The sequence below is a fragment of the Streptomyces sp. NPDC002324 genome (assembly GCF_053593335.1).
Genome location: NZ_JBSFCF010000053.1, coordinates 17,836 through 33,453 on the forward strand (window position 1 = coordinate 17,836; position 15,618 = coordinate 33,453).

Here is a 15,618-nt window from a genome sequence, read left to right on the forward strand (position 1 = left end):
TGACGGTTTTCCGTGTCGGTGCCGGGCGTCAGCCCAGCGCCTTGACGACTTCCCGCGCGAGCGGGACGGCGGAGGCCGGGTTCTGGCCGGTGATGAGGGTGCGGTCCACCTCGAGGTGGGGGGCGAAGTTCTCCTCACCCTTGCGGTAGTCCGCGCCGACGTCCGTGACGAGACGGTCCTGGAGCAGCCACTTCGCACGGTCGGCGAGGCCGTTCTGGATCTCCTCGGAGTTGGACAGTCCGGTCAGGCGGTAGCCGTGGAACGGGGACTTGCCGTCGGCGTCCACCGTGGACAGCAGCGCAGCCGGGCCGTGGCACACCAGCGAAACGATCTTGCCGGAGGCGAGCCAGTCGCTCAGCAGCTTGCCGGCCGCGGGGTCGTCGGACAGGTCTTCCATCGGCCCCCAGCCGCCGGGGACGAAGACGGCGTCGTAGTCGTCGATCCTGACGTCCTCGACGCGGATCGGGTTCGACAGTTCGGTCGCTTCGCGCAGGGCGGTCCTCATCTGCTCGGCGCCCTCTTCGCCGCCGTTGAAGTCGGGGGTCAGGCTCAGTGCGTCGGCGGTCGGCGGGACGCCGCCCGGGGTGGCCGCGGCGATCTCGTAGCCGGCCTCCTTGAAGACGCCGTACGGACCGATGGCCTCCTCGGCCCAGAAGCCGGACGGCTGCTCGAAGCCGTCGGCCAGGGTCCAGTGGTCGGCGGCGGTGATGAGGAAGAGGATCTTCGCCATGGGGTGCTCCGTGGGGTGAGTGCGGGCGGTCAGTTGTTCGCGGCCTGCTGGACGACGTGGCTGTCGGCGGCCTGGATCAGGTGGGTGAGCTTGCCGTCGCCCACCGTCCACAGGTGGATGAAGCGGGCGTCCGACTCCTCGCCGGACTTGGACACGGCGTGGTAGTGGCCTCGGACGAAGACGTGGTCGTCGGCGTCGTAGAAGTCCTCGGCCACCGCGCCGAAGGAGGTGAAGTTGGGCGCGAGCCGGCCGAAGAAGTCGGCCCCGGCGCTGGCCCAGGTCTTGTAGACGCCGCCGTAGGGGAAGCCGGGAGTGATGTCCCAGACGATGTCGGGGTGGATGACCTCGGCGACCACGTCCGGGGCCATGCCGGAGTCGTAGAGCCGACGGACGAGAGCGAGGTTCGGGGAATCGGACATGGTGCTGCTCCTTTTCAGGTCAGGCTGCGGGTGCAGTTCTTGGGTTTAGGCGGCGAGGGCGGCGCGGCCGGCGCGGAAGAACGCGGTCTGCTGCGCGACCCGGGCGCCGAGGCCCTCGGCGGTGGCGATGTCGGATTTGTGGACCGCCTCCGGGCCGGCATCGATCGGAGTCTGCGCGCCCGCACCGACGAAGTAGCCCAGACGGTTGACGTCGTCCTCGCTGCCCTCGGTGGAGGCCCAGCCCGGCTGCACGCCGAGGCTGACCCAGTGCATGCCGTGCTGGGCGGCCATGGTGAAGAAGTAGCCCAGGGTCGAGGACTTGTCGCCGTTCTTGGCACCGGAGTTGGTGAAGCCGGCGGCGATCTTGTCGGCCCATGTCTGGGTGTACCAGCGCTTGCTGCTGGCCTCGGCGAAGGCGTGGAAGGCGGCGGAGGCGGTGCCCATGTAGGTGGGGGCACCGAAGATGATCGCATCGGCGGCGTCCAGCTGCGCCCACTGCTCGTCGGTGATCTTGTCCACAGGGACGGAGACCACCTCGGCACCGGCTTCCGCGGCACCGCGCGCAACGGCCTCGGCGATGACAGCGGTGTGGCCGTAACCCGAATGGAACGCGACGGCGACGGTGGGGCGAGAGGTGGAGGACATGAGGGTATTGCTCCTGGAAAATGCTGGTGCGAATCGTGCTCTGGAAGCATGGCACGGAATTCAGCGGCGAAGGTAGGAAGGATTTCTCCCTGGTCAGAATCTGCTCCAGGCCGGGAAGGAACACGCAGAGTGGCATGCCGGAGAATGCAGACGCTATTCCCACGGGGAATCTCCTGCCATTCCCCGTACCGGCACGTAAGGGAGGACGCAGCCGTCAGTCGACGGTGTCGGACACCGAATCGTCCCGCCGGGTCGCCGCCCAGGAGGAGAGGAAACGCAGACCCTCGTAGGCGCGCGAGTCGGGCTCGGCGCTCCAGACGATGAACCGCTGGTCGGGGTCGGCCCCGCAGGCAAGGGCGTCCCAGGCGAGGGTGAGGTCACCGGCGACCGGGTGGACGAAGACCTTGGTGCCTCCGCTCCGGGGCGCCACATGGCGGCCTCCCCACCACTGGCGGAACTGGTCGTCCTGCACCGACAACTCTCCGACGAGGGCGGTCAGCGTCCGGTCTCCGGGGCAGGCCGCGGCCTGCTGTCGCAACACCGCCACGGCGTTGCGGGCCGATGTCTCCCAGTCGGCGAACAGCGTCCTCATGGCCGGGTCGCTGAAGAGCAGCCGGATGTAGTTGCGCTGTCGCTTGGGGACCTGCGCGAAATCGGTGTTGAACAGGGCGGCGGCCATCGGATTCCACGCCAGGATGTCCAGGTGCCGGTCCAGGATCATGCCGGGGGCCAGGCTGAGCTCGTTCAGCACGGTACGCAACCGGGGGTTCGCCTTCCGCGGAGGCCGCCGCCGAGCCCCACCGGCGGCCTCCCTGCCGGCCAGCTCGAACACATAGTCCCGCTGGTCGTCACTCAGGTGCAGGACCCGAACCAGCTCGGACAGCACGCACGCGGAGGGGGTCATACGGCCCTGCTCCAGGCGGGTGTAGTAGTTGGTGCTGACGGCGGCCAGCACGGCCACCTCGTCCCGGCGCAGGCCGGCCACGCGCCTTCGCCGGTCGGTTTCGGGCAGACCGACCGTACGGGGGCTGAGCTCAGCCCGGCGGGCCTTGAGGAATTGGCCCAGCTCCTTACGGTGCGCACTGCTGTTCATACTGGCCAGTGTGCGCCGTCCGCCACTTCGCCGGGTAGGAAGGTTTTATCCCTGGATACTTCTGCCCCGGGGTGGAATTCTCCTGTCTACGGGCCCTGCGGGCGCTGACGGAGTCAGGAAATCGGCAATGGCTTTCACAGGCCGTCGACCCCATTGACCGTCGTCGAGGAAACCGGATATTTCCGGGTGACATCGCTGCCCCGGCATCAGCACTACAGCGACACACGAAGAGAATCACGATGGAACTCCTGAAGCGGCACCGACCGGCAAGGGTCCACTCCCTGCACGAATAGCCCACCCTCGCCCGAGCCACCCCTATCCGAGAAGCGCATCAGGAGAAGAGACATGCGAGCAACCGTGATCCACGCCCCCGGTGACATCCGGGTGGAAGACGCCCCCGAGCCCACGATCATCGAGCCGACGGATGCCATCATCCGTACGGTCGCCACCTGTGTGTGCGGCTCGGACCTGTGGCCCTACCGTGGCGCGGAGCCCGTCACCGAACCCCACCCCATGGGCCACGAGTACGTCGGCATCGTCGAGGAGGTCGGCAGCGGAGTCACCAACGTCCAGCCCGGCCAGTTCGTGGTCGGCTCCTTCGCCACCTCGGACAACACCTGCGCGAACTGCCTGAACGGCTGGCAGTCCAACTGCCTGCACCGCGAGTTCATGAGCACCTGCCAGGCCGACTACGTCCGCATCCCCAACGCCCACGGCACCCTGGTGGCCACCGACGAGCACCCCGGCGCCGAGTTCGTCCCCGGCCTGCTCGCCGTCTCCGACGTCATGGGCACCGGCTGGTGGGCCGCCCTCGCCGCCGAGGTCGAGCCCGGCTCCACCGCCGTCGTCGTCGGTGACGGCGCGGTCGGCCTGTGCGGCGTCATCGCCGCCAAGGAGCTCGGCGCCGAACGGATCATCGCGATGAGCCGCCACGAGTCACGCCAGAAGCTGGCCCTGGAGTTCGGCGCCACCGACATCGTCACCGAACGCGGCGACGAAGGCATCGCCCGCGTCAAGGACCTCACCGACGGCATCGGCGCCGACAGCGTCCTGGAATGCGTCGGCACCGCCGAGTCCATGCGCCAGGCCCTGCACTCCACCCGCCCCGGCGGCAACGTCGGCTTCGTCGGCGTCCCGCACGAGGTGACGGTCGACGGCCAGGAGCTGTTCTTCTCCCACGTCGGCCTGCGCGGCGGCCCCGCCCCTGTGCGCCGCTACCTGCCCGACCTGATCGACCGCGTCCTGTCGGGCCACATCGACCCGGGCAAGGTCTTCGACCTCATCCTGCCCCTGGACCAGGTCGCCGAGGGTTACAAGGCGATGGACGAACGCCGCGCCATCAAGACCCTCCTGACGCCCTGAACGTCGCCCCGTGGGCGTGAGCTGCCCCAACCGCGCCCACGCCCACGAGAGCACACCCACCGCACGGTCGTCACCGCACGGCTGTGACCGCACGGTTGTCGAGGAGGCAAACCCGTGACGACCTGGACGAACGACGAGCTGACCCGAATCGGGCACGCCGAGGAGCTTCGGATGGCTCCCTCGCGCGGCGACGGAACGCCGCGCACACCCGTGCCGATCTGGGTCGTCCGGGACGGCGACGACCTCTACGTCCGCTCCTTCCGCGGCAGCGCCGGCGCCTGGTACCGCGCGGCCCGGGCGAGCCACGAGGGCCGTATCCGCTCCGGGGGCGTCGACAAGGACGTCACCCTCGTCGAGGTCACCGACCCCGGCGTCAACGACCGTATCGACGCCGCCTACCGCACCAAGTACGGCCGATACGGCGCGAGTTACGTCGATCCCATGGTGGCCTCGCGGGACACCACCCTGAAGCTCGTACCCCGCTGAACAGCAACCCTTTCACCCCTTCAGGAGAAACACCTTGCTCGGTCTCGAACTCGTCGTGGTCCTGGGCGTGGCCGTGCTGGTGGGCAACGCCGTCGGACAGCGCCTCGGCATCGCACCGCCCATCGTCCTGCTCGTGACGGGTGTGCTCCTGGGGTTCGTTCCGGCAGTGCGGGAAGCACAACTTCCCCCGGAGGTCGTGCTGTTGCTCTTCCTTCCGGTGCTGCTGTACTGGGAGAGCCTGACCACCTCCCTGCGGGAGATCCGCACCAACCTGCGCGGCATCCTGCAGCTGAGCACCGTACTCGTCATCCTCACGGCCTGGGCCGTCGCGGCTGCCGGGCATGCCCTCGGCCTGCCGTGGGGACCGGCGTGGGTGCTCGGCGCGGCCATGGCACCCACGGACGCGACGGCGGTCGGCGTCCTCGCCCGCGCCCTGCCACGCCGTCAGGTCACCGTGCTGCGCGCGGAGAGCCTGGTCAACGACGGCACGGCCCTGGTCATCTACGGTCTGGCCGTCGGCATCACGGTCGGCGAGGAGCACCTGAGCATCCCGCACGTCGGAGGGCTGTTCCTGCTCGCGTACGGCGGCGGAGCGGCGGTGGGCGTGGCGGTCGCGTGGGTCAACATGAACCTGCGGCGCCGCCTGACAGACCCCCTGCTCGGCAACCTGGTCATGATCCTGGCGCCCTTCACCGCGTACCTGCTCGCCGAACTCATCGAAGCCTCCGGCGTCCTCGCGGTGGTCGTCAGCGGCCTGATCATGTCCCAGGTCGCCCCGCGCATCATCCAGGCCGAACACCGCACGCAGGCACTGGCGTTCTGGCCGCTGGCCACCTTCATCATCAACGGGGCGCTGTTCGTCCTGGTCGGGGTCGAGCTCCAGTACGCGGTCCGTGACCTCGACCGTGCCGATCTCCGGGACGCGCTGATCGCGGTCGGCGCGATCTGCGTGGTGCTCGTCGCCGTGCGCTTCGCGTTCCTGTACACGTCCACCTACCTGGTCCGCGCGCTCGACCGCAGTCCCCGGCAACGCATGCTCCGCGTCGGTCACCGGACCCGGGTGGTCAGTGGGCTGGCCGGCTTCCGGGGCGCGGTCTCGCTCGCGATGGTGCTCTCGGTTCCGCAGATACTCGATTCGGGCGAGCCGTTCCCCGACCGCAGCTTCATCGTCTTCGTCACCTCCGGCGTCATCCTGGTGACGCTGGTGGTGCAAGGGCTGCTGCTGCCGGTGGCGGTGCGCTGGGCGAAGCTGCCACCCGACACCTCGGTCGACGAGGAACACGACCTCGCCGAGACCACCGCCATCGAAGAGGCGATCGAGGCGCTGCCCCGGCTCGTCGCCGACCTGCGCAGCGATCCGAAGATCGTCGCGTGGCTGCGGCAGGAGTACGAGGCCCACCTGGCGTCCGTCCGGGCCCGCAGCGTGGGCGCCCACGACGACCCCGCGGTGCTCCAGCACCAGGACTACCTCGCACTGCGCCTGGCCCTCATCGCCAACAAACGCGCCACCGTCGTACGGCTGCGCGACGAGCGCCAGATCGACGACACCGTACTGCGCCGCCTGCAGGCCGCCCTCGACAGCGAAGAGATCCGCCTGTCGGGCGGCGCGGCGGGCGAATGACCATCCCTGAGGAAGGACTTTCCATGAAGGCCATAGGCCTGACTGAATTCGGCGGGCCCGACGTACTGCGGGTCCTGGATCTTCCGGTCCCCGAGGCCGGGCCGCGCGAGATCCTGATCCGGGTACACGCGGCGACGGTCAACCCCGTCGACACGTTGGTGCGCCGCGGAATCGCCTTCGTCTCCGACGCGGAACCGCCCTACGTGCCGGGGATGGAGGCGGCCGGCGTGGTCGAGCAGATCGGCGAGGGAACCGGCACCGATCTCACCGTCGGCGACCACGTCATGGCTGTCGTGGTGGTCTCCGGGACGCACGGCGCCTACGCCGAGTATCTGGTCGTCCCGGCCGAGTCGGTGGTCCGCGTACCGACGGGCGCCACCGACATCGAGGCCGCCACGCTGCCGATGAACGGTCTGACAGCCCGAATGGCGCTGGACCTCCTCGAACTTCCAGCGGGCGCCACCATCGCGGTCACCGGAGCGGCCGGCGCGGTCGGCGGCTACGCCGTCCAGCTGGCCAAGGCTGACGGGTTGCGGGTGGTCGCCGACGCGGCGCCGAAGGACTGGCAACTGGTGGAGGAACTCGGCGCCGACGTGGTCCTGCCGCGCGGCGACGCGTTCCCGGAACTGGTGCGCAGGGAGATACCCGACGGTGTCGACGGGCTCGTCGACACCGCGGGCGTCGCCGGCCTCGCCATCCGCGCGGTCCGGGACGGCGGCCGGATGGCGTCGTCGGTCGGTGGCGTCCAGGTGACCGCCGAACGCGGCATCGAGACCCGCAACACGTTCGTGCCGCAATACGCACGCGAACACGCCAAGCTCGACCGTCTACGCGAACTTGCGGAGAAGGGCGGCATCACCCCGCGGGTCGCTCGGACCTTGCCGGCCGAGCAGGCCACCGAAGCACACCGACTGCTTGAGGCCGGCGGCCTCCGGGGACGAGTAGTGCTCACCTTCTGAGAGAGTCAGCCGCCAGGACTCACTGATAACAGCCCAGCACGCACCGCAGTTGGCTTACTTGCCAACACTCAGAGAGGGGAATCGGCGCCGAGGCAGACACGGTGCACGGCGGACACAACCAGGCGTTTTCCGTGATCGCAGGAGCAGCCTCCACGTCGTTTGTCGACCAGGATGCTGCTGCTGGTCCCCTCGAAGCCGGATGCCTTTCACTCAGCCACGCCTTCACCACGCTCGGGGACACCCGCCGCGCGAACGAGAGCCAGGAGCGTGCTTTGGAGCTGTCCGCGCCGACCAGCACCATGACGCGCACCCTGCCGAACATCGACGCGGCGGCGTGCTCCCATCACGACGGCGACACCGGGCAGGCGTGCCGTCGTACGGTCAACACCCTGACAGCGCTGCCCGCGGAGTACCGCACCGGCCTGGTCCGCCGCCGCGCCCTGGACCTCTACGAGGCGATCCCCGCCCAGCACCACCGCGAGCGCGCTGTACGGGAACTGTGCGACGTCGTGGCCGGCTGACAACGACTACGCCCACAGCGGGCGGGCCAGGCCGGTCCCGCCGCAGTGACAGCAGTCGCCCTCCTCGGGCCGCTCGATCGGTGCGGCTGTCGGCTATCCGATCGTGTGGGGGAGGACCTGGATGGAGGAGGCCACGTCGTTGCAACCGTTGCCCGGTTGAAGCTGATGGACATGTCGGGCAGGAGGGCCACGGGCACTCCCTTGAGTCGTAATCGGGGTAGATCCGGACGAGGAAACGGCTGTTGTTGACGGGGGAGCTGGTGACATCGTTGAAGTTGTAGTCGCTGAGGTTGGTGATGTCCTCGGTGTTCCGCAGGAGGCGGGAAGCGGTACACCGTCTGGGAAACCCTTAAGGCATCCCCGTCTCGATGGCCGGCCTCAACCCGATGGTCGCCGGGATGGTCCGGCTGGACCCCGTCTACACCCCGGCCCACCTCCGCGACTGCGGCTACGCTGCCGCCGTGACCGCCGTGACCGCCGTGACCGCCGTGACCGCCGTGACCGCCGAGGTCAGCCGAGCCGCACCGGCCGCGGGCGCCACGGAGGTCGTGCTGTTCACGGACGCGGGCAACCCCACCAGCAACGCCCTCTATCAGCGTCTCGGCTACCGCCGGATCACCGATCGGCTCCCATACGACTTCGCCTACGCCGAGCCGAAAGCCAACCAGGAACGCGGAACACGACAGGCACAGCCAACATCACACTGACTGACTGTCTCCGACCTGGGCATACGCCATCTCCTTGAGTGGTTGTGCGGGCCGGTTTGCGCCGCTGTTGACCGCTGCTTTCCGCTCTTGAGGGCACGCTATGGGCACGAAGCACCGAGGAGGATCCGTGGCCTGCCCTGTAGCCCCGGCAGGCATGCGGGGAGGGCATTGCTGAGGTACGCCGTGATGCGGCGTTGCGGCATCACATGTCCGGCCCGGGAGCCCCAGCACGAGACGCTGCCGGGGAGGTGCGGTCTGCTCGGCGCCAAGGGATACCGGAGCCGCGCCTGCGTCGGAGGTGTCAAGTTCCCTTCAGCTCATCGGGGTCCAGCGGCACGTCATCGAGGATCTCCGCCGTCCAGGTCTCGGGTCCATGCCCTCAGCCCGTGGGTGAACGGTCCGCCATGACGACTCATTCTTGTTGCCGGCGTACGCGGCGCGGTCTACCGGCCGAGGAGCTGGCTGTCACCTCAGTTGCACCCAGGCGACCCGCTGCGGTGCTCCAGCAGCTGGAGTGAGAAGTCGAGTGCGCGGTCGGCCCGTTCCTGGTCTCCGGACACCAGGAGATCGAGCTGAAGTCCCCGTACTTGGGCGAGCAGGAGGGTGGCCAGGGCAGAGGCTTCCTCGGGGGGCCGTCCGTCCTGCGTGAGCCGGTCGGTGAGGACGTCGACCCAGCCGCCGATGATCGACTGCGCCAGGTCCCGGTCACCTTCGGGCTTCCAGCCGTGCCGGCCGACCAGCTCGAACAGCAGGAGGAACTGCCTCTGCTCGTGCGGCTCGCACAGTCGCTGCCATACGGCCTTGATCAGCTCGGCCGTGGAGCACGCCCCGTGGTACTCCGGGGCGGAGGTCAGCTGCTCGGCCAGGTCGGTGCGGATCTTGTCCAGGACTTCCAGGATCAGCTCTTCCTTGGACGAGAAGTGCCGCAGCAGCGTGGCGTGGGTTACGCCGAGAGCCTGGGCCATCGGGCGCAGTGACAGGTCACTGACGCCGTGCTCCAGAACGTACTCGGTGGCCGCCGCCAGCAGTTCCGGCCTGCGGTGCTGGAAGCGAAGCGTCCGCCCGTCCACCCGTGGAGTGCTCAACGCTACCGTGCCTCACTCTCTGCCAGATGAAAATAAGCGTACCATTTGGTTGTCCTAACCGATTGGTACTGCTAATTTCTCGTTCATCGGGCCTCTGCCCCTCCGCAATGTCACTCCTTGGCGCGCGACACCCCCGCGACAAGGACCGAAGAGCCAGACCGGCCGAGCTTCCCCGCCGCCGTAGGCCTCCTCCTCCCCTCCCCTTCTCCTGAGCGATTGAAGGACCACGATGACAGCTCAGCAGCCGCAGACTCTTGCCGAGATCGGCCTTTTCACCGGTGTGCCGCAGCACGAGAACTTCTGCCGGATCAAGGACCTGGCGGACACCCGCGAGATGGCGCCCGCGCCGAAGCCGCACCCCTGGCCACTGGGCGAGGCGACGACCCTGCCCGCCACTTACCGGTTCGACGACGCCGTCCGGTCGACCGAGGAATTCCTGGCGGACACGGACACGTCGGCGCTGCTCGTGCTGATCGACGGCGAGATCCGCTACGAGCGGTACCTGCTCACAGGAGGCCCGGACGTGCCGTGGCTGTCCATGTCCGTGGCCAAGAGCTTCATCTCCGCCCTCGTCGGCATCGCCGTCGAGGAGGGCCATATCCGCAGCATCGACGAGCCGATCAGCGTTTACGTCCCCGTCCGGCCCGGCTCCGCCTACGACGGCATCGCGATCCGGGACGTGCTGCAGATGTCGTCCGGTGCCCGCTGGAACGAGGACTACAACGACCCGGCCTCGGACATCTGGCTGCTCAGCATGGCCACGTTGGGCATCGACGGCACACTCGACGACTTCGTCGCGAACATGGCACGCGAGAGCGAGCCCGGCACCGTCTGTCGCTACAACTCCGGCGAGACCCAGGTGTTGGGCGCGCTCGTGGCCCGGGCGACCGGCCGCACGGTTGCCGACTACATGCGGGTGAAGCTGTGCGAGCCGCTCGGCATGGCCTCACCCGGCCGCTGGGTCCTCGACCCGGCCGGGACGGAGATGGCGTACGGCGGGCTCAACCTCACCGCGCGCGACTACGCCCGGATCGGCGAGCTGTACCGCAACGGTGGTGTGTGGCAGGGCGAGCAGGTCGTGCCCGCGCAATGGGTGCGCGACTCCGTGACCGTCGCCGCCCCGCACCTGGAGCCCGGCTGCCCGATCGTCGGCGGCCACCGGCTCGGCCTGGGCTACGGCTACCAGTGGTGGATCCCGGACGGAGACCGCGGTGAGTTCAGCGCCATCGGTGTCTACAACCAGTTCGTCTACGTCGACCCGACCGCCCGCACCACCATCGTCAAGCTGTCGGCCAACCGCAGGTACGGCACTTCCACGGAGGAGTCCACCAACCGCGAGATGGAAACCGTCGCCTTCCTGCGCGCGATCGCCCAGCACGACCACTGAGGCGGCGCAGTCACCCGGGCCAACGGCGTCCGCGGGTGGCCGCCCGTGTCCCGCGCCGGCCGAGAAGGCCGGGCTGACGACGGACAGACGAAATCCTCTTCAGCCGCCACCCGGCCGTCCTCACCGGTCAGGAAGAGGGTGGTGTTCCGCGTCTGCGCCGGCGGAACTGAAGGCGGAACGCGCAGCCCCTGCCAGACGTCCTCGGGCAGGACGAGGGTCTGGCCGGGGATGAGCGAGGCAGGCAGTGCGGGCTGTGTAACGGCTACAGGAGACGGTCCTTCCGACGTCTCTTGCTTCCAAACGGCGAACGGCTTGATCCGGATGGTCGCCTGGGCCTGAGGCCGGGGCCGCGCTTCAGCGAGGCAGCATGACCTCAACCTGCCCCCGGATGTCCTGCACGATCTCCTCGACGCTCGAGGCGATGTTCACGCTCACCGCCATGCTGAGGAACATCACGGCGGACACGATGTGTGCCAGCGTCGCGGCGTCGCCCTGTGCGACCCGCTCGTCTCGGCGCAGCACGGCGGCGACGGCCTCCTCGGTCTGCGCGACGATGGCGAGTGCCGCGCCGTGCCGGGGCTCCTCGGGGTCGCCGAAGACCATCTCTCGCAGGTAGGTGCGTCCGTTGTCGACCTGGACGCGGTTGCACTCGACGATCGGCCGGACGATCGCCAGCACCGCGTCCAGCACGCCTGGGACGGTCTCGGCGTCCGCCCGGCCCCGCTCAAGTGCTTCGACGTACTTGGCGTTCTGGACAAGGAGGAGGAGCTCGCCCTTGGTCTTGGCATAGAGGAACAGGGTCCCGGTGCCGATGTCGGCCTTGTCAGCGATCTGCTGGGTCGTGACCTCGTCCACGCCGTGTGCGGCGAACAGTTCACTGGCGGCAGCGACGATGCGGTCGAGTTTTTCTTGCTTGTTCCGCTCGCGCCGTCCGACCGACTGGGAGGCGACAGACATGGGTGGTGTCCTCGTGCGTTTGTGCCGCCCCTCTCGGTTGCGGCGGGTGGGCTGGGTCAGCTGTTGCCGATGACGGCCTTGCCGCGGATGCCGCCCTGGGACAGGGACTGCAGCGCCTGGGGGGTCTGGTCGAAGCCGAACACCTTTCCCACGACCGGGCGCACCGCGCCCTGGTCGATGAGGGTGGTTATCCGGCGGAGCTGGTCGCCGCTGGCGCGCATGAGCATGAACTCGTACGTCACGCCGAGCTTCTTCGCCTGCTTGCGGATCTTGCGGCTCAGGACGGCGACCCCCAGGCGCAGCAGCGGGTTGAGGCCGGCCTCGCGCGCGAAAGTGGGCTCCGGGGGACCAGCGATCTCGATGGCTTTGCCGCCGGGCTTGAGCACCCGCAGGGACTTCTCGAGGGTCTCCCCGCCGAGGCTGTCCAGCACCAGGTCGTAGCCGGTCAGGAGCTGTTCGAAGTCCTGGGTGCGGTAATCGATCACCGTGTCCGCGCCGAGCGCGCGCACGAAGTCCGCGTTGGAAGCGCCGGCGGTCGTGGCGACGTGCGCACCGAGGTGCGCGGCGAGCTGGATCGCGATCGAACCGACTCCGCCGGCGCCGGCATGAATGAGAACCTTCTGCCCGGGCCGCACCTTCCCGCGTTCCACCAGCGCCTGCCACGCCGTGAGCGCCACCAGCGGCAGCGAGCCGGCCTCATTCATGCTGATCGAGGCGGGCTTGAGCGCCAGGTCGCCCTCCGCGACGGCGATGCGTTCGGCGAACGTGCCGATGCGGTCCTGGTCGGGCCGACCGTAGACCTCGTCTCCGGGCTTGAAGCCGCGAACCGCCGTCCCGACGCCGATGACAGTGCCCGCGACATCGTTGCCCAGGATCAGCGGCAGCTTGTAGGGCAGGATCTGCTTCAACTCACCGGCGCGGATCTTCTCGTCCAGCTGATTCAGCCCGGCAGCCTCCACCCGGACGAGCACGTCGTGCTCCCCCACGGTGGGCTCGGGGACGTCCGCCTCCTGCAGCGGCTCCTTGTACTTGGTGATGACGAACGCTCGCATGGGGCGTTACTCCTTGTTCTCATCCTGTTTATCCAGGCGTGAGGCCAGATCGGCCAATTCGGCGTGGCATGGGGCCTCGCCTCACTCACTCAACCCGAGTGCACTCAAGTATGAGTCTGCTCAGAATTGTTCAACCGAGGGCGTCCTGGGCCCGCAGCGCGCCCTCCCCGGTGCCACGTACCGGCCGCGAGCACCCGCCGGCAGCAGCAGGCCCCGGCCACCACCGAAGACGCCCCTCCGGCGCGAGCCGCAGCCCTGCCTCCGCCCCCGTGCGAGCTGCCCCGGCCGTCACGGAAGCACCCCCGCGAGCCGCAGCCCCGCCCCTCCGAAGCCCCGAGCCGCAGTTCCGTCCTGTCCGGCCGTGCCCGAAGGTCCGCCCCGTCCCGTTCGGCCGCGCCCGGAGCCCTGGGACCGGTCGGTCCCGGGGCTCCAGTCCCGCTCCACCTGCCCGCAGCCGACCCGGCCGGGTCGGCCGGCGTCAGGCGACGCTCAGGACGATCTTCCCGGTGGTGCGGCCCTGCTCGCCGATCTCGTGCGCCTTCGCGGCCTCGGCCAGCGGGACGACGGTCTCGACCACGGGCGTGAGCGCGCCCTGCTCGGCCAGGGCGGTGATCTCGCGCAGGCCCAGGTGGTCGGGCTCGACCAGGATCCACACCGCCCGCACGTGGTCGGGGACGTCGGCGGGGACGTCGTCGGGGCCGGGCAGGGTGATGAGCCGGCCGCCCGGGCGCAGTACCGTCAGGGACCGCTCGGCGTTCTGGCCGCCGAGCCCGTCCAGCACCACGTCCACGTCCCCGACGGCGTCCTCGAAGCGGACCGTGCGGTAGTCGATCACCTCGTCCGCGCCCAACTGCCGCAGCAGATCGTGCTTGCCGGCACTCGCCGTGCCGATGACGTACGCGCCGCGGGCCTTGGCGATCTGCACGGCCAGGTGGCCGACCCCGCCGGCCGCCGCGTGCACCAGCACCCGCTCACCGGAGCGCACCCCGGCGGTGTCCACCAGGGCCTGCCAGGCGGTCAGCGCGGCCAGCGGCAGCGCCGCCGCCTGCACGTGGGTGAGGTTCGCCGGCTTGGGTGCGAGGTGGCGGGCCGGGGCGACGACGTACTCGGCGTAGGCGCCGGCCTGCCGCGGGAACAGCGGCATGCCGTACACCTCGTCCCCGGGGCGGAACATCCCCACGCCCGGTCCGACGGCCTCCACGGTGCCGGAGACGTCCCAGCCGACCGCCGGGACCTCGCCCCACTCGATCAGGGCCCCGCTGGCCCGGGTCTTGAAGTCCACCGGGTTCACACCGGCCGCGTGGACCCGCACCAGGACCTCGTTCAGTCCCGGCTCGGGCCGGGCGACCTCACGCTCCACGAGCACTTCCGGTCCGCCCCACCGCTCCACGACCACCGCACGCATGCTGTCCGCCTCACTCTTTTCCGTCTTGATCGGATTCCGGCCGCCCGGGTCCTTCCCGGTGCGACGCAGTCCACGATCCGGCACCCGCCCCCACCATGGTGTTGGCCGTCTGGCCACTATGTGACAGGATCTGGCCATGAGTGAGACGCAGTGGCCGTGCACCGACCCCCGCCCCGACCCGAGCGCCGACGCGGCCGGGCGGCACCGCATCGCCGTCCTCGCCCTGCCTGGCGTCCCGCCCTTCGAACTCGGCATCCCCTCCCGCGTCTTCGGCAGCGTCCTGGACGCCGGCTCACGCCCGCTGTACGAGGTCACCGTCTGCACCGCCGACGGCGCCCCGGTCCTCAGTGACGCCGGGTTCACCGTGCAGCCCGCGGCCGGTCCCGAGGCCCTGGCCGCCGCGGACACCGTGATCGTCCCGCCCACGCACGCCATGCCCGAGCTGGGCCGCGGCGGCCCGCTGCCGCCCGAGGTCACCGCGGCCATCGCCGGCATCCGGCCCGGCACCCGCCTGGTGTCCATCTGCACCGGCTCCTACGTCCTGGCCGCCGCGGGCCTCCTCGACGGCCGGCCCGCCACCACCCACTGGAACCTCGCCCCCGAGTTCCGCCGCGCATACCCCCGCGTCAAGGTCGACGAGGAGGTCCTCTTCGTCGACGACGGCGACGTCCTGACCTCCGCGGGCGTCGCCGCCGGCATCGACCTGTGCCTGCACATGATCCGCCGCGACCACGGCGCCGCCGCCGCCAACCGCGCCGCCCGCGCGTGCGTCGTCCCGCCCTGGCGGGACGGCGGCCAGGCCCAGTACATCGACCGCCCGGTGCCCGAACCCACCGTCGCCACCACCACCGCCACCCGCGCCTGGGCCCTGGAACACCTCGGCGAACCCCTCTCCCTGAACCGCCTGGCCGAACACGCCCGGATGAGCCTGCGCTCCTTCACCCGCCGCTTCCGCGACGAGGTCGGCATGACCCCCGTGCAGTGGCTCACCGCGCAACGCCTGGAACTGGCCAAGCAGTTGCTGGAGACCACCGACCTGTCCATCGACCTGGTCGCCCACCGCTGTGGCTTCGGCTCCGCCAACTCCCTGCGCGCCCACATGCGCACGGCCTTCGGTGTCTCACCCGCCTCCTACCGCCGCACCTTCCATACCGACGACCTGGTGGAAGCGGGCGTCTGAGGACACATC

16 protein-coding genes are annotated in these 15,618 nt (G+C 69.7%); 8 read left to right on the forward strand and 8 right to left on the reverse strand.

What is annotated here, in order from left to right; all coding sequences use genetic code 11:
• Positions 1-28: 28 nt before the first annotated feature.
• From ACWCRJ_RS40265 to ACWCRJ_RS40280, 4 genes are all read right to left on the reverse strand, one after another.
• Positions 29-730, reverse strand: a complete 702-nt coding sequence (locus tag ACWCRJ_RS40265; protein WP_450943947.1) for a type 1 glutamine amidotransferase domain-containing protein — start codon at positions 728-730, stop codon at positions 29-31.
• A 29-nt stretch (positions 731-759) separates the two neighbouring features.
• Entirely contained in the window at positions 760-1,149 is a 390-nt protein-coding gene (locus ACWCRJ_RS40270) for a nuclear transport factor 2 family protein (RefSeq protein WP_450943948.1), read from the reverse strand.
• A 45-nt stretch (positions 1,150-1,194) separates the two neighbouring features.
• The gene (locus tag ACWCRJ_RS40275; RefSeq protein ID WP_450943949.1) at positions 1,195-1,794 is read right to left on the reverse strand and encodes a flavodoxin family protein; all 600 of its coding nucleotides are present in this window, start codon (positions 1,792-1,794) and stop codon (positions 1,195-1,197) included.
• Positions 1,795-2,008: 214 nt separating this feature from the next.
• Positions 2,009-2,887: a helix-turn-helix domain-containing protein gene (locus tag ACWCRJ_RS40280; RefSeq protein WP_450943950.1), complete on the reverse strand. Its 879-nt coding sequence runs from the start codon at positions 2,885-2,887 to the stop codon at positions 2,009-2,011.
• A 345-nt stretch (positions 2,888-3,232) separates the two neighbouring features.
• Here ACWCRJ_RS40280 and ACWCRJ_RS40285 point away from each other — a divergent pair, with 345 nt between their 5' ends.
• From ACWCRJ_RS40285 to ACWCRJ_RS40310, 6 genes are all read left to right on the forward strand, one after another.
• On the forward strand, positions 3,233-4,249 hold the full coding sequence (locus ACWCRJ_RS40285) for a zinc-dependent alcohol dehydrogenase family protein (RefSeq protein ID WP_450943951.1): 1,017 nt from the start codon (positions 3,233-3,235) through the stop codon (positions 4,247-4,249).
• Positions 4,250-4,363: 114 nt separating this feature from the next.
• Positions 4,364-4,735: a DUF2255 family protein gene (locus ACWCRJ_RS40290; RefSeq protein WP_450943952.1), complete on the forward strand. Its 372-nt coding sequence runs from the start codon at positions 4,364-4,366 to the stop codon at positions 4,733-4,735.
• A 34-nt stretch (positions 4,736-4,769) separates the two neighbouring features.
• Positions 4,770-6,356 (forward strand): Na+/H+ antiporter, encoded by a 1,587-nt coding sequence (locus ACWCRJ_RS40295; protein WP_450943953.1) that lies wholly within the window; start codon positions 4,770-4,772, stop codon positions 6,354-6,356.
• Positions 6,357-6,379: 23 nt separating this feature from the next.
• Positions 6,380-7,315, forward strand: coding sequence for an NADP-dependent oxidoreductase (locus ACWCRJ_RS40300; protein WP_450943954.1), 936 nt, complete (start codon positions 6,380-6,382; stop codon positions 7,313-7,315).
• A 131-nt stretch (positions 7,316-7,446) separates the two neighbouring features.
• Positions 7,447-7,836, forward strand: coding sequence for a hypothetical protein (locus ACWCRJ_RS40305; RefSeq protein ID WP_450943955.1), 390 nt, complete (start codon positions 7,447-7,449; stop codon positions 7,834-7,836).
• Between the two features lie 368 nt (positions 7,837-8,204).
• Positions 8,205-8,543 (forward strand): GNAT family N-acetyltransferase, encoded by a 339-nt coding sequence (locus tag ACWCRJ_RS40310; protein WP_450943956.1) that lies wholly within the window; start codon positions 8,205-8,207, stop codon positions 8,541-8,543.
• A gap of 470 nt (positions 8,544-9,013) precedes the next feature.
• Here the strand turns inward: ACWCRJ_RS40310 and ACWCRJ_RS40315 are convergent, their stop codons facing one another.
• Entirely contained in the window at positions 9,014-9,628 is a 615-nt protein-coding gene (locus tag ACWCRJ_RS40315; RefSeq protein ID WP_450943957.1) for a TetR/AcrR family transcriptional regulator, read from the reverse strand.
• Positions 9,629-9,857: 229 nt separating this feature from the next.
• Here ACWCRJ_RS40315 and ACWCRJ_RS40320 point away from each other — a divergent pair, with 229 nt between their 5' ends.
• Positions 9,858-11,015, forward strand: a complete 1,158-nt coding sequence (locus tag ACWCRJ_RS40320; protein ID WP_450943958.1) for a serine hydrolase domain-containing protein — start codon at positions 9,858-9,860, stop codon at positions 11,013-11,015.
• A gap of 354 nt (positions 11,016-11,369) precedes the next feature.
• Here ACWCRJ_RS40320 and ACWCRJ_RS40325 read toward each other — a convergent pair whose 3' ends face one another.
• From ACWCRJ_RS40325 to ACWCRJ_RS40335, 3 genes are all read right to left on the reverse strand, one after another.
• Positions 11,370-11,972 carry a TetR/AcrR family transcriptional regulator gene (locus ACWCRJ_RS40325; RefSeq protein ID WP_450943959.1) on the reverse strand — a complete coding sequence of 201 codons (603 nt, stop codon included), beginning with the start codon at positions 11,970-11,972 and terminating at the stop codon, positions 11,370-11,372.
• A 56-nt stretch (positions 11,973-12,028) separates the two neighbouring features.
• Positions 12,029-13,024, reverse strand: a complete 996-nt coding sequence (locus ACWCRJ_RS40330) for an NADP-dependent oxidoreductase (RefSeq protein ID WP_450943960.1) — start codon at positions 13,022-13,024, stop codon at positions 12,029-12,031.
• A 478-nt stretch (positions 13,025-13,502) separates the two neighbouring features.
• A complete protein-coding gene (locus ACWCRJ_RS40335) occupies positions 13,503-14,429 on the reverse strand; it encodes an NADP-dependent oxidoreductase (RefSeq protein ID WP_450943961.1) in 927 nt (308 codons plus the stop codon).
• Positions 14,430-14,565: 136 nt separating this feature from the next.
• Between ACWCRJ_RS40335 and ACWCRJ_RS40340 the strand changes: the two genes are divergently transcribed.
• Positions 14,566-15,609: a GlxA family transcriptional regulator gene (locus tag ACWCRJ_RS40340; protein ID WP_450943962.1), complete on the forward strand. Its 1,044-nt coding sequence runs from the start codon at positions 14,566-14,568 to the stop codon at positions 15,607-15,609.
• Positions 15,610-15,618 lie beyond the last annotated feature (9 nt).